At 50.2% G+C, this 14,144-nt stretch carries 11 protein-coding genes; 3 read left to right on the forward strand and 8 right to left on the reverse strand.

Annotated features, from left to right (window positions below; genetic code table 11):
* Nucleotides 1–7: 7 nt before the first annotated feature.
* Complete coding sequence (gene folX / locus BZG72_RS09980) at nt 8–373, reverse strand: dihydroneopterin triphosphate 2'-epimerase (RefSeq protein WP_046075930.1); 366 nt, start codon at nt 371–373, stop codon at nt 8–10.
* Between the two features lie 21 nt (nt 374–394).
* Complete coding sequence (folM, locus tag BZG72_RS09985; protein ID WP_046075929.1) at nt 395–1,093, reverse strand: dihydromonapterin reductase; 699 nt, start codon at nt 1,091–1,093, stop codon at nt 395–397.
* A 194-nt stretch (nt 1,094–1,287) separates the two neighbouring features.
* On the opposite strand from folM, the gene BZG72_RS09990 reads away from it, so the two are divergent.
* The gene (locus BZG72_RS09990) at nt 1,288–1,884 is read left to right on the forward strand and encodes a DNA-3-methyladenine glycosylase I (RefSeq protein WP_077638887.1); all 597 of its coding nucleotides are present in this window, start codon (nt 1,288–1,290) and stop codon (nt 1,882–1,884) included.
* Here the strand turns inward: BZG72_RS09990 and BZG72_RS09995 are convergent.
* The 3 genes from BZG72_RS09995 to BZG72_RS10005 all read right to left on the reverse strand — a co-directional run bounded on the left by BZG72_RS09995 (nt 1,875) and on the right by BZG72_RS10005 (nt 5,782).
* The gene (locus BZG72_RS09995) at nt 1,875–2,357 is read right to left on the reverse strand and encodes a C40 family peptidase (protein WP_077579311.1); all 483 of its coding nucleotides are present in this window, start codon (nt 2,355–2,357) and stop codon (nt 1,875–1,877) included. The genes BZG72_RS09990 and BZG72_RS09995 overlap by 10 nt on opposite strands.
* Entirely contained in the window at nt 2,354–3,583 is a 1,230-nt protein-coding gene (locus BZG72_RS10000) for a GGDEF domain-containing protein (protein WP_077607227.1), read from the reverse strand. The genes BZG72_RS09995 and BZG72_RS10000 overlap by 4 nt, the downstream gene beginning before the upstream one ends.
* A gap of 216 nt (nt 3,584–3,799) precedes the next feature.
* A complete protein-coding gene (locus BZG72_RS10005; protein ID WP_077666702.1) occupies nt 3,800–5,782 on the reverse strand; it encodes an exoribonuclease II in 1,983 nt (660 codons plus the stop codon).
* Nucleotides 5,783–6,133: 351 nt separating this feature from the next.
* Between BZG72_RS10005 and BZG72_RS10010 the strand changes: the two genes are divergently transcribed.
* The gene (locus BZG72_RS10010; protein ID WP_046075924.1) at nt 6,134–7,936 is read left to right on the forward strand and encodes a DEAD/DEAH box helicase; all 1,803 of its coding nucleotides are present in this window, start codon (nt 6,134–6,136) and stop codon (nt 7,934–7,936) included.
* Between the two features lie 235 nt (nt 7,937–8,171).
* Complete coding sequence (locus BZG72_RS10015) at nt 8,172–9,632, forward strand: TrkH family potassium uptake protein (protein ID WP_077666703.1); 1,461 nt, start codon at nt 8,172–8,174, stop codon at nt 9,630–9,632.
* Here BZG72_RS10015 and BZG72_RS10020 read toward each other — a convergent pair whose 3' ends face one another.
* From BZG72_RS10020 to BZG72_RS10030, 3 genes are all read right to left on the reverse strand, one after another.
* Nucleotides 9,633–11,300, reverse strand: a complete 1,668-nt coding sequence (locus BZG72_RS10020) for a pyridoxal phosphate-dependent decarboxylase family protein (protein ID WP_077666704.1) — start codon at nt 11,298–11,300, stop codon at nt 9,633–9,635. It lies immediately after the preceding gene.
* Between the two features lie 98 nt (nt 11,301–11,398).
* Entirely contained in the window at nt 11,399–13,309 is a 1,911-nt protein-coding gene (locus BZG72_RS10025) for a methyl-accepting chemotaxis protein (RefSeq protein WP_077666705.1), read from the reverse strand.
* A gap of 503 nt (nt 13,310–13,812) precedes the next feature.
* Nucleotides 13,813–14,046 (reverse strand): DUF3283 family protein, encoded by a 234-nt coding sequence (locus BZG72_RS10030; RefSeq protein WP_046075920.1) that lies wholly within the window; start codon nt 14,044–14,046, stop codon nt 13,813–13,815.
* Between the last annotated feature and the right edge of the window lie 98 nt (nt 14,047–14,144).

Below are 14,144 nucleotides of genomic sequence, written 5' to 3' on the forward strand. Positions count from 1 at the left end.
GACTGGATTAGGACTCGTCGGCGGTCCAGCTCAAGCTCAGAGAGACGGAATCAGCGAAGCGAAGTGCGTGAGGCTTATCAATGGTGACTTGCGCATAGCGCACCCAGTGATGGTCACGTGCAATGTCTAGCACGCCTGCCACAAGCTTCTCCAGCAATAAAAAACGGCCATTTTCGACGTAATCGATAATCGCTTTCGTGATCACTTTATAGTTGAGTGCATCATCTACGTTGTCTTCTTCACAGGCTTTGTGGCCGGGATAGTGGATCTCAACATTGATCACTACATCTTGTTTTTTCTCTTGCTCGTCGGGATTAAAACCAATGTAAGTACGCAGGCGCAGGTTGGTTACTTTAATGACAGCGTCGTTCATAATCTTTCCCTGGTCACGAAATTAAATGAGATGGCGTCCGCCATCCAGCTTGATAGATTGGCCGGTCATATGTTGACTGGCGAGAATAAATTCGCAGGCATTCACTACCTCTTGTTCACCCGGTACAGTGCCTAAAATCGATTTACGGCGAGCTTTGTCACGATAGGCGTCATCATCGCCTTCGTTGAACATGATTAGCGCAGGTGAAATGCTGTTTACCTTAATATGTGGCGCAAGCTTTTGCGCGAAGGAGAGCGTCAGGTTTTCTAGCGCCGCTTTGCTGGTTGCGTAGGCGGTATGCTTAGCGCTGCCCTTTTGCGCGACATAGTCGGTAAGGTGAATAATATCGCCCTGCTGCATCCAGCGTGACGCGGCCATGTTAATGAGGTAAGGCGTTTTGGCGTGAATTTGCATCATATTATCGAATAACGTGGCAATATCTTGGCTTTGCGTTTCACTGTCCCACGACGATGCGTTGTGTATTACGGTATCGAAGGTCGGATGCATCGCATCGAGCGACTCGATAAATGCGTACACGCCCTCATCAGAGGAAAAGTCGGCTTGGAGACAGTGTGCGCCGCGTGCACGTAAGTCAGCCACTTGAGGCCGTTCGGTGCGATAAGATAGGGTCACCTGATGACCTTGGTGAAGAAAGTGACAGGCAAGTGCGTAGCCGATACGCTGCCCGGCGCCAGTGATCAAGAGATGCTTTTTTGTCACGCGTTTTCCTTTCTGTTTATGGATGTCATCAACAACAGGGAGTAACGGTTTTATTACGTTTCATGAACTTATCGCGATCAAAGATAGCGTGATATTCAGCGAAACGATAGCTTTTGCAAGGTTAAGCCGCTGATTTCGTGCCACAAGCAACAAAACGGCTGCGCAACGATTGTATGACAAGGGTGAGGGAAAAGATGGACATTTGCCAATGGGCACAACACAGTGAAGCTGAGCGGGCATACCACGATAGCGAGTGGGGTGTGCCGACATTTGATGATCAGCTGATTTTTGAATTCATTTGTTTAGAGGGCGCTCAAGCTGGGTTGAGTTGGCGCCTCATCTTACAAAAGCGTGCGGCTTATCGCGCGGCTTTCTTCGATTTCGACTTTTACCAACTCGCGAATGTGGCCGAACCGAATATCGCTGAGATCATGGCCAACCATGAAATTGTCCGTAATCGTTTGAAGGTGGCCTCTGTATTTACCAATGCCAAGGCGGCGGTGACGCTGGTGGAGGAGTACGGTTCATTGGCTAAAGCCCTTTGGCAGTTTACCGGCGGTGTCCCCATTGTAAACCATCACCAATCGGATGCCGATGTCGCCACCGCGACGGACGAGTCCCGCGCCATGAGCCGTTTTTTGAAAAAGCGCGGCTTTAAATTTGTGGGTGAGACGATTTGTTATTCGCTGATGCAAGCGCTCGGCATGGTCAATGATCATGTCGTCACGTGTCCGCGGTATCAACCCTGTTGCGAACTGGCTGACTCGGTAAAAGCCTCGCCTCAGAAATAACGACGGAATTGCCAGAAGCGCGCTTGCCAATAAGGGTTATCTAGTCGTGACACTGTCACGCCCTTTGAGGCGGAAGCATGCATAAAACGCTGTCCACCCAGAAAGATGCCCACATGGCGAAGGCCGGGGCGAATATGAAAAAACACCAGATCCCCTTGGCGTGCGGATTGATAATCAATGGCATAGCCGGTTTTTGCTTGGCCGTGGGTGGTGCGCGGTAGTGGGGTAGCGAGCGCCGATTGATACACGTGTTGGGTGTAAGCGGAACAATCAATACCTTGCCGCGTGGTGCCTCCCCACCGATAGGGGGTGCCTTGCCACTGACGATAAAGTTGAGTAAGTGCTTGGTCTAGCGCTTGATCGCTAATCGTCCTGTCCGAACTAGGCATATCAGATGTTGTTGCCGCGTCACGCTGCGTGACACAGCCTGCTAACATTAAGGCTAAAAAAGGTATCACTAAAACATGTTTCATACGCTGCCCTTAATGCAGTTGCGCCCTGCTTCTTTGGCTTTGTACAAGGCTTTATCCGCTAACTGCAATACCTCATCGGGCGTGTCGGCTTGTGAGGCATCGGCAAAGCCAATACTGACAGTAATATTAACGGGCTTTTGTTCGCTTGCACGTCCACGCTTTTGTCGGCCTTGCTTGTCATCATGAGGACGAGATTCATCACGCAGTATCAAAGGGTAGTTGGCGATGTCCTCACGTAGGGCGTCGAGAAACGGCAAGCAGTGCTCGGTGGTTTTTCCTTTGAATAGCAGGGTAAATTCTTCACCGCCGTAGCGAAAGGCACTGGCGCCTCCTTCACAATGTGCCATATGTTTGGCAACGAGCTTAAGAACATCATCGCCGGTTTCGTGACCGTATTTATCATTGAATTGCTTAAAGTGATCCACATCCAGCATGGCGAGCGTGTATTGTCTGCCTAGGTGTTTGAGCTCGTCTTCAAGTGCGCGACGCCCCGCAATTTCGGTAAGCCCATCAATGAATGCCAGTTGGTGGCTTAGCGAGACTTGGTTGGCAATTAATAACACGCCGGCCAATGAAAATATCAACGAAGAAATGAAAGGCACATTAAAAAACACCAAGGTCGTGACACCGCATAATACACTGACGAAGGCGGCATGATCTTCAATGCTATTTTTGCGCAACAGTCGAATGGTGCTGACACAGACCAAAATCGAGAGCAACACGATCAGCAGCAGCGGCATGGGACTAACGGCGGTCACTCTGACTAATACCGGATGCTGATGGAGATAGGTGGAGAGTTCACCGAATTGCTGCACCAAAAGGCCGCACCAACCAATTTCCATACCAATCGCGAGGAAAAAGAACAGACCAAACCGAGAGGTGAGTTTTTGATCGCGCACGATGATCATATACAGCAAGTTAATCGGAAGGGCGACGGTGAGCAGCAAGTACTCCATGTAGGTTGTGCCGTGATTGAGTGGCGATTGCAGCCGCGTGAGGATCACTGTGTATCCCACCAATAAGATCACGACCATCATACCGACGCGGGCGCTTTTGAATAAGTGGCTTAAAAGTAGTGCGGTGAATAACAGAAAATACGGCGCTGCGTAAATTAAGTTGTAATAGGGGGCTAGCGCAGCAATCAAGGGTTGATAGCTCGCGGCAAGCAGCAGCAGTAAAACAATGGGCGTCCCCATACGGACCACGGATGAACGCAAAAATCCCATGAAACCTCTTATTGGGTTGAGGTAACACCATTAACTTACCACGGATCGCTTGTTAGGGGATGGCCTGACGCTCAGAATGTGATAACAGCAATGGTCTAGCGAGTCTCTTTAATTTAATGATTAGATTATCATTCTGGGGGCAAAAAGAAAGCCAAGCGATGGCTTGGCTTTCTGCTGACGTTTCGCATGATGTGCGTGGTTAGAGCGAGAACACGTTTATTCGCTCTGTGACGCCTCAGGCAGGGTAAATACCTGGGTCGGCTTGGCCACAATCGAGCGCGTTGTCTCTTTAATATCGGCAATCACCACTTCTAGGCTATCACCGAGCTTGAACTCAACGTTACCGTCGATAGTGACTGTGCCTGTTTCTTTATCGCAGGCAATCCGGCTTTTGTTATCGATGATCAGCGATGATGGAATAAAGGCAGGCGCGCCGTTTTCCAGCAAGCGTACACGCATTCCGGCCCGGTTGATGTCAAAAATCTCAGCGGTATAGCGGGTTTGCGCTTCAACTTCTGGCTTGAGCAAGCGGGTGTATAGCCAGTCAGCGACATCACGCTCAGCCATACGGTGATGTTTACGGTGGCCGGCAAGCTCTTCACCCACGGTATCGGCAGGGGCATTGGCCTCTGTTTCGCCGCGAATAATCGCTTTGAGCAAACGGTGGTTAATCATATCGCCGTATTTACGGATAGGTGATGTCCACGTGGCGTAGACATCTAGGCCCATCGCGTAGTGTGGCGCTGGCTCATGGCCAATCTCGCTGTATGCTTGGAAACGGCGTAAGCGATTATCGAGATAGGTGGTATCTAGGCTGTTTAGCCAGCGACGGAGCGCACTGAAGCCTTCGACGGTGGCTAGGCTTTCGCTGTCCGCCTCGCCGTCATGCGCTTTTACTAGCTCGACCACGTCGTCGAGTTTTTCACTGTTAAAGCCGGCGTGTGTGTTAAAGATACCAAACCCGAATGCGTCACGAAGCTTTCGACCCGCGCAGATGTTGGCGCTGATCATTGACTCTTCCACGATACGGTTAGCGATACGACGCTGATCGGTGTGGATAGCAATCACATCGTTATCTTCGCTGAGTTCAAAGCGGTAGTCAGGACGGTCGGGGAAGGTGACGGCATGCGTCTCACGCCACTGAATACGGGCTAGCGCAAATTGATGTAATTGATGGATTTGATCCGCAATGTCGCTGCTCTCTGGCTGCCACTGCGCTTGTTCACCGAGTTCGATGTAATCAGAGACTTTATCGTAAGCAAGCTGACCGTGTGATTGGATCCAAGCGGAGAAGAATTCAGCATCGTCGGCAATGGTGCCATCAGCATCGATATTAAACGTGCAGCATAGTGCTGGGCGCTTTTCGTTTGCACGCAGTGAACATAAGTCATCACTGAGATCACGAGGCAGCATTGGGATGTTACGCCCAGGCAAGTAAATAGTGAACCCACGGTCACGAGCGACTTGATCAAGCGCCTCATCGGCATCGATGTATGCTGTTGGATCGGCGATAGCCACTGTCATGGTGAAGCCACCTCGCGGGTTAGCTTTTACATACAGAGCATCATCCATGTCTTTGGTGGATTCGCTGTCGATGGTCACAAACGGTAAATCAGTCAGGTCGCGACGCTCTAGCCCTTGCTCCAACAATGGCCACGCATCTTTTGGCGCTGGCTCTTGGTTGGGCAAGTTGTGTTTGGCCAGCGTGACCCACCAAGGGGCAATTTTATCGTCCGCATCGGTGATTTTTTCACTGACCTGGCACATAAAGTTGTCATCGCCTTTCAGTGGGTGGCGGATGAGGGACGCCACGACCCAGTCACCTTCTTTCAAGTTGTCTTGCGACAAGCCACGCTGCGTTTTAGCGCGCAGAGCGTCTTTCATTTGCGGGTGATCGGGGACGACGTTTAAGCGATTACGGATCCACTGCACACGGCCAATAAAGCGATCTAAGCTGGCTTCTACCAGCGTATCCGGCTCAGCCACTTCGCGGTCTTTCTCGGTGCGAACAAAGGCTTCTACACGATCACCATGAAGCACTTTCTTCATATAAGGAGGCGGAATGAAAAGGCTGGTTTTGTCATCAACTTCGAGGAAGCCGAAGCCTTTTTCGGTGGCTTTTACCTGGCCTTCTTTTTTGGGCAAGGTTTCTTGGATCTGTTGCTTTAGCTGTGCTAGCAGGGGATTGTCTTGAAACATAACTCGGGTCTCGATAAACGGATCGCCACACTATACGGATTCACTGTTTCAAAACCAACCCGTGGCACTAAAATCCTGTGACCTGACTTAAATGCATGGAAAGTGCGGGGAATACCTGCGGATTTCGATGCCTCTGTGAACAAATTGCTATAAACCTGCCCACACGCCGCAAATTTTGTGAACTTGTTCAACTTTTTCTGGCTTTTTTGGTGTAAATAGCGCAGAATGCACATCCTTAATGACCGAGGCCCATGGCGCTGGTGACTGTCACTGCATGAAAGACAGTGTTGCATGGTTGAGCAGAACGCTTGAGGGGCCCCGTTTCGCTACACTCTATAGATTGGGATCCCAATGCAAGAATCTGTAACCAAATTTCGTCAGTTAGATCTGGCCGACACCCTTTTGTCTGCGCTTGACTCAATGGGCTTTGAAACACCGACACCAATTCAAGCCGCTTCCATCCCTGTTCTTCTTGAAGGCCGTGACGCACTTGGTAAAGCACAAACCGGTACAGGTAAAACCGCTGCATTTTCGCTGCCACTACTGAACAAAGTCGATCTAAGCCAGCGTAAACCACAAGCTATCATTATGGCTCCGACTCGTGAGCTTGCTATCCAAGTCGCGGCGGAAATGAAGACGCTGGCACAGAACATCAAAGGCCTCAAAGTGCTTGAGATCTATGGTGGTGCATCGATTGTTGACCAAATGAAAGCGCTAAAAAGCGGCGCGCACATCGTGGTGGGCACACCAGGGCGTGTGAAAGATTTGATCAACCGCGATCGCTTGAAGCTTGACGAAGTGCATACCTTTATCCTCGACGAAGCGGATGAAATGCTCAAAATGGGCTTTGTGGACGATGTTACCTGGATCATGGAGCAAGCGCCTGAGAGTGCACAGCGTATCCTGTTCTCGGCAACCATGCCTCCTATCGTTAAACAAATTGTTGACCGCTTCTTGCGTGAACCGGCGCGTGTTGATGTGGCGGGAAGTAATCGCACCGTTGAAAAAGTTGAGCAGCAGTTCTGGGTGGTTAAAGGCGTTGAAAAAGACGAAGCCATGAGCCGTCTGCTAGAAACGCAAGATACCGACGCTTCAATCGTGTTTGTGCGTACCCGTCAAGATACTGAGCGCCTTGCCGACTGGTTATCAGCGCGTGGTTTTAAAGCCGCGGCATTGCATGGGGACATCCCACAGTCACTGCGTGAGCGCACGGTTGATCACTTAAAGCGTGGTGTGATTGATATTTTGGTCGCGACCGACGTCGTGGCACGTGGCCTTGATGTGCCGCGTATCACTCACGTGTTTAACTACGACATTCCGTTTGATGCCGAATCGTATATTCACCGTATTGGTCGTACGGGGCGTGCAGGCCGTGCCGGTAAAGCGATTCTGTTGGTGCGTCCTAACCAAATGCGCATGCTACGCACGGTTGAGCGTGTCACGCAGACTAAAATGGAAGAAATTCAGCTTCCAAACCGCGATAAAGTGGCGGAAGCGCGTGTCGCTCAGCTAGCGGGCGAGTTGGCTGAGAAGAAAGATGGCGATGCCATGGCACCTTTCGTTGAGCTGATTGAGCAACTGCAAAACGATATCGATGTGGATGCAACCACTTTGGCGGCGATGTTGCTGCAACGCCAGCAAGGCAAGCGTCCATTGTTCTACAAAGGCCCAGACCCGATGATTGCAGCGATGGAGCGTGAGAAACAACGCCGTGAACGTCGTCGTGACGATCGTCAAAATGGTACTGACCGTCGTGATACTAACCCGGCTGATTGGGATACGTATCAGTTGGACGTGGGTCGTGAGCAAGGTGTACAAGTTAAAGATATCGTCGGCGCAATTGCCAATGAGCTTGGCTTAAACAAGCAAAACATTGGCGCGATTAAACTGGCACCGGCACACACGTTTGTACAGCTGCCTAAAACCATGCCGAAAGACGTGTTTGCACAATTGCAAAAACTGCGTATTCGTCAAAAAGAGACCAATGCACAGCGTGTTGAAGGTCAAATCATGCGCGAGCGTCGCGGTGGTGACCGCAATGGCGGTGGTCGTGGCCGCAATGAACGTGGCCGTGGCGAACGTCGTTTCAACCGTGACCGCGGCAACGAGCGTCGTGGTGGCCCTGCGCGCGGCGAACGTCGTCAAGCACAGTAAAAGTAGGAAGCCGGGCAGTGATGCCCGGCTTTTTTATAACGTGTCTGCGATGTAATGCCTTGTATGCAGGGTATTAACGACGTAGATATGAGGTCTTTAATCCACCATGACATTCTGGAACAAGACCGATATAGTTAAGCGGTGAGGTGATAAGCGTCACGCCACTGTTTGTCGCTACGCGTGGTGGCGATGGATCGATAAACCACGAGCGTGTTAATGATGAGTTGCCTCTGTCATGATTAACTTTAAAAATACCCTGCGTCTTCTGGGCATGCCTATTTTATGGATGGGTGTTGTCCAATTTGTTTTTGGACTTTTATCGCTTTTTATTTTCCGCGATGGTGTCTCAACCGATTTCTTTTACCCTTCCTTGCTAATGATGATTTCATCATTGGTCATCTCGTGGCTTTTTCGGCAAAGCAAACTCAATCAGGTCACTTTTCGCGATGCTCTACTATTTTCGACGCTGACCTGGATACTGGTGGGGTTGCTTGGCGGTATTCCGATCGAGTTGGTCACTGGGGTCAATTTTACCGATGCCACCTTTGAGTCGATCAGTGCCTTGAGTACGGCGGGTGCCACCATTTTGAGTGGCCTGGACAATATGCCTGCTTCGTTCTTGCTCTACCGCCAGTTTTTACAATGGATGGGGGGCCTTGGCGTGGTGATCTTCGTGGTTGCGGTATTGCCGATGCTCAATGTGGGTGGCATGCGGCTATTAAAAGCGGAAACACCTGGACCAATCAAAGACGAAAAACTCTCCCCCCGCATTTCAAAAACAGCCCACTATTTGTGGGGGGTATATGTGGTGATCACCATCGCATGTGCGCTGGCCTATTATATGGCCGGGATGAGCGCGTACGATGCGATCGCACATAGCTTTTCTACCGTCTCAACGGGGGGATTCTCCACCCACCATGCCAGCATGTGGCACTTTCAAAGCCATCTTATCTTAATGATTTCTAATATTTTTATGCTGTTGGGGGCGATCAACTTTGGTTTACATTTTCGCATTTTCCGTATCGGTTGGCGCGGTTTAAAGCTTTATATCGATGATGAAGAGTCACGCGTGTTTTTGATTGTAGTGGCCTGCTTATCTCTGGTACTGGGCTTTTACCTTTATGGTGAAGCCCGTTATGAATCGCTCTGGATGTCACTGAGCTTTGCAGCGTTTCATGTGGTTTCGTTCATTACCAGTACTGGGTTTGGGGCAGCGGATCTAAGCTCGTGGCCAGCGGCAACCGCCTTATTCCTGGTGTTTTGTGCCTATCTTGGCGGGTGCTCAGGCTCAACGGCGGGCGGCAATAAAATTATTCGCGATATTGTTACCTTTAAAATCATTCGTCGCCAATTGCATCAATTGGTGCACCCCTCCGCGATCATCCCCATCCGTTATCAAGATAAGGTGGTCTCGAACGATGTGACCCAAGCGGTAATGGCGTTTATGTCGCTAGCAGCGCTGACCACAGGTGTGTTTACCCTATTGATGATGATGACAGGGCTCGATTTCTGGTCTGCATTTACCGCCGTAGTCGCTTGTATCAATGTGCTTGGGCCAGGGTTTGGTGAAGTCGGGAGTAACTTCCAGCCCGTGACAGACACAGGGATCTGGATCCTAAACATTGCCATGATCCTCGGTCGTTTGGAGTACTTCACCGTGCTGGCATTGTTTATGCCGCACTTTTGGCGTTGGTAACTAAACCAATTGCTCTGCGTGCTCGAGGCATAGTGAAGCCACAAACTCATCAATGTGTGTGTAGCGCGTGTAAGGGTTTAAAAATACCGCTTTTTCACCAGGAATAAATAGGCATTGGCCATTGGGGTCGAACTCCGTGTGTGCAATGGACTCGACCCAGTTGGTTTGCAGCGTTTTACCTTGACGCTCGAGAAAGTGCTGACGGTGAAACAGGCTATGTTGGGTAATGCTGTCAATGCGCGCCCCGACTTGATGCAAGGTTTGTTCTTGCTGGAACATGACATTTACATCCAGTGTAGGGGAAGGTTGATAGAGGCGAAATGCCACCGTAGGGCCCAGGTTATCACCAGCAACGATCTTGCAATGGGGGAGGGCGTCTAGGTGGGCTTTTAAATACTCGGCATTTTGCAGGCTGTGCGCAATCATGGTCTGATAACCACGTTTGCCCAACATATTGAGGGCGCAATAACTCCCATAGGCGCCTGCTGCACCGCGCGAGCACTCTATTGTTGACTGCAAATGCGTTTGCTGCGTTTTGCTGGTTTCAAAATAAGAAAAGTAATGCGGATCTTGCTTTAGGTGTTCCATGTCCGTTTTCTGTTTGAACATCACCAAGCTGGCGGTATAGGGTACAAACCCCCACTTTTGAAAATCGATAGTGATGGAGTCGGCAAAGCGTAGCCCGCGAATACGGGGTATTAATGCTTGCAGTTTATTCCGTGTCGCCGCGTTGATCCCTATCGGATTGGCGGTAAAATCATAGTCGTTGAACATCACTAATGGCCAGCCCACGGCCGCATCGACGTGAATGTGTGGCCTAACCGACGTGTTAAAACGCTCACAGGCGCGTGTTGTGATTTGATAGACGCGTTCAATGTCGTCAATGGCGAACGTGTCTGTGGTACCAAAGGTCAGCAAGATGGTGGGCACCGGCATCTTTTCTGCTAAACAATGATTGAGCGAATAGGCAAAGTCATCCAAGTCAAGCCGGTTGTTGGCATCCACTTTAATACGCAGGACTTGATTGGGGATATCTGTGCCCAGTAAGCCGAGGTTGGTCATATTGGAATAATGGCCAGCCAGTGAGTTAATCATGCGGAAGTCTTGTCCTTGGAACCCCCGCTGGCCTGATAGCGGGAACTGCTTTCTTAGCCCCATTAAATAGCCGTATAAGTTGCCGAACGTCCCGCCTTGGGTAAAGATCCCGGTTGCCTGGTCAGGATCATAGCCAATCAAGTTTGCGACTTGACGTACGAGTGTTTTTTCTAGTTCAACTGACATCCCCGCGTATTCGCTATACACCAAGTTGGGATTAGCCATCGTCGCCAGTAATGCCCCATGTATCGCGGGATCACACGGCGCCGTGATCACGTTTTCCACGGCACGGGGCGATGTCCAATCTTTGGAGTAGGTGGCGGCTTGCAGTGCTAGGTTAGGCAGTGTCTTGGCGCTAATATCACTTTGTTCGGGAACATGCGTTTGTTGACTAAATGGATGCGCAGCGTCGGCCACCGCAGGATGCATGCCGTTCTCCAACCAATGAGCCAGTTCTGGCGTCCGATAGACGGGCCAACGATCAGGGTCTCGATTGAAAAAGTGCTGACGAATGGTTTGGTATTGTTGTGTAAACGTCGCGGTTAAGGCGTGTGGTGGTAAGGAACAAGACATAAAAACAATCCTCCCCAATGGGGATCAGGCAGCGTCTCGCTGCCTGATTCAGTGAACGTCAGCCATACTCACTCGCGTCGCGGTCTGGCCTTGGCGATTTACTGCAATTTAAAGTTATGCACCATGCGATCCAGCTCCTCATTTGAATGTGTGAGGGATTGAGTGGCCGCCGTGGTTTGATTGCCACTGTCTACCAGCTTATTCACCATATCGCGAATCGACAGCATGTTTTTACTGAGCTCTTCAGCGACAGAGCTTTGCTGTTCAGTCGCTGTCGCAATTTGGGTGCTCACATCGTCGATTTCGGTGACAGACGAACTCATGATGGTCAAGCTGTTAGACACTTCCGAGGTTTTGTCGGCGGTGGTCTGACACTGTTCTTTGGTTTTCTCCATGGCCTCGACCACACTCGAAGTGCCATCGAGTAACGCGGTAAGCATTTCGGAAATTTCCGTGGTGCTGCTTTGTGTGCGAGCGGCTAACGCACGCACTTCATCGGCGACGACCGCAAAGCCTCGTCCTTGTTCGCCAGCGCGTGCTGCTTCAATGGCGGCATTCAATGCCAGCAAATTAGTTTGTTCAGAAATTTCGCCAATCACTGTCAGCACGTCACTAATTCGATTCGCATCTTTGTTCATGCTAGTGATCCGCCCCGACATTTCTTCCACCTCATCCACTAAGGCACTGACCGTGATCACCGCATTGTCGACCACTTTAAGTGATTGACTTGCCTCCTTACTTGCCGAGGCAGTGATACTGTTCGATTGGGAAACATTTTCTGCAATGTTTCTCGCGCTTTCGCTCATTTGAGTGATGGCAGTAACCACTTGCTCGGTTTCAGCTGAGTGAGCATCCAGTACGGACTCATTTTCGCTGGTGGTTTGTGACAGCTGGCTAATATTGGCTGAAATGGCTTGGCTGGACTCGGCGACGCTCAACATCATGCCTTGTAGATTTTCGACAAAGCGGTTGAAGCCGTCACTGATTTGCGCCAAATCATCATTGCCGTTCACATCGAGACGAGCGGTAAGATCCCCTTCGCCACGTGACAGATCCAGAACCGCTTCTTTGAGTTTGAGTAAGGGGCGATATGAAAATTGAATAATCGCATAAATCGCGCCAAGACTGACGATGAGCAGTATCACGCCTGTTCCGACAGAATCGATTTGTGCATCGCGAACCCCGGCCAGGGCGGTTTTTTGGTCAACAAAGACCATCAGGGTCCAATACCTGTCTTCGGTTAAGTTGACCCGTTGGAAATAGCCATCAAATTGAATACCTAAATAGGGGAAAGTAAGATGACCTTGCTCGCTACTGCGGAACATGCTTTCCATCTGTGCAAAGTTCGCGCTTACCTGCGAGGGGGTCTTGCCGATATCATTAGGATCATCACTCGCGAAAAACACCGCGTTTTGATCCGCCAGTGTAGCCGCGCCCCCTGCAAAGCGCATGTCACTGACTTGAGTGATGACATCTTCTAACGGAATATCACCGAGGAGTGCCCCGATAAACTGGCCGTTTTCAAACACAGGCGCAACGGCACTGATCACTTTTCCACCGGTGACCTTGTCCGTGTATATGTTTGTCAAGTGAATGGACTGGTCGGATTTAACCGTGCGATACCAATCTCGATTGCGGAAGTTATATTCGCTGGTGGTCACGCCATTGCCATTGTGGTTTGACATGTACGAATCGCCGCTTTCATAGGTCATGATGACATTAGCAATACCGGCGGTATCTGCCAGCATTCGCACTTGCGCCACATTCTCCTGACCGGTGAGATCGGTTGAGAAGTGGCCGGCACCTTGCTCTACCGCAGTGAGCTGAGACTGCACCAGCTGCTCTAACTCGATGACATGATGATCGAGTTTATTTTGAGTTTGGGTGACCAAGGCTTCAACCATTCTGTCACGCAGCGACAGTGCGTTAATTGAGCCGAGGATCACGAGTGAGAGTGTGACGAGCAGTCCTACCCCCCAAATAATGCGAGATTTAAACCCTAAGGTCATAGCGATTACCCCTTACTGAGCGCGAGTTTGCCTGTCTAAAAAGTAAGGGTGCTTCCTGTGCTTGATGAGCGTGTTCTGTCCGCTTTTTTGTGCGGGTTTTTGTGTTGCCCACTAAGGAGTCACCCAGCCAACGTTTATTAGAAATTAGTTTATATGGCGTCTATCTGCCAAATAAGAAAGACTTCCTGATAAGAATAACAATAGGGCGAGTGTTCATTTTTTGCTAGGTGAGGGGGTGAAAAATGTATGACATTTTAGCGCGCTTTTAATGAAGGTATTGTTAGAAAAAAAAGACAGGCGTTCGGGTTTTAAACGCGCGTGTAAGATGTTTATTGACCTAAGCGCCTTATTTTAAGCATTTATCCGCAGCAAGTGAGATAAAACCAAACAGTGGCAAGGCGTTGAGACGCCTGAAGGGATGGCGCGATGTGCTCGGCGATAAAAACCGTGTGGCGTACGCTGACTGACAGGTTCCAGCACCAGTGTGAGGTGCTGGTGAAACCTTATTCGGAGGGAGGAGCCTCAGGGATGATAAAAGCGTCAGGTTGCGCACGGTATTTTTCTACACTGGCGAGATACACCTCGCGTTGCCAGTCGACTAAGGCGCTGGCTTCTTGCTGGTAAAGGCTTTGTGGGGCTTGGTTATTGACTACCTTCCATACGGCGTAGGCAGCTTGTTTATCGAGTTCAATTTTTTGTTTCTCGTCGGCAGGTAGATTCGCCAAGTTGACGTCCATAGCACATCTCTTATCTGATCAGGGCTCTCGGATCCTAACCGAGCCGCACGATTCCAGCAAGATTTACTCGCCGTTTACCCCGTGCTGACATTATAGGT

The organism is Salinivibrio sp. PR6 (assembly GCF_001995955.1).
GTDB classification, from domain to species: Bacteria; Pseudomonadota; Gammaproteobacteria; order Enterobacterales; family Vibrionaceae; genus Salinivibrio; species Salinivibrio siamensis.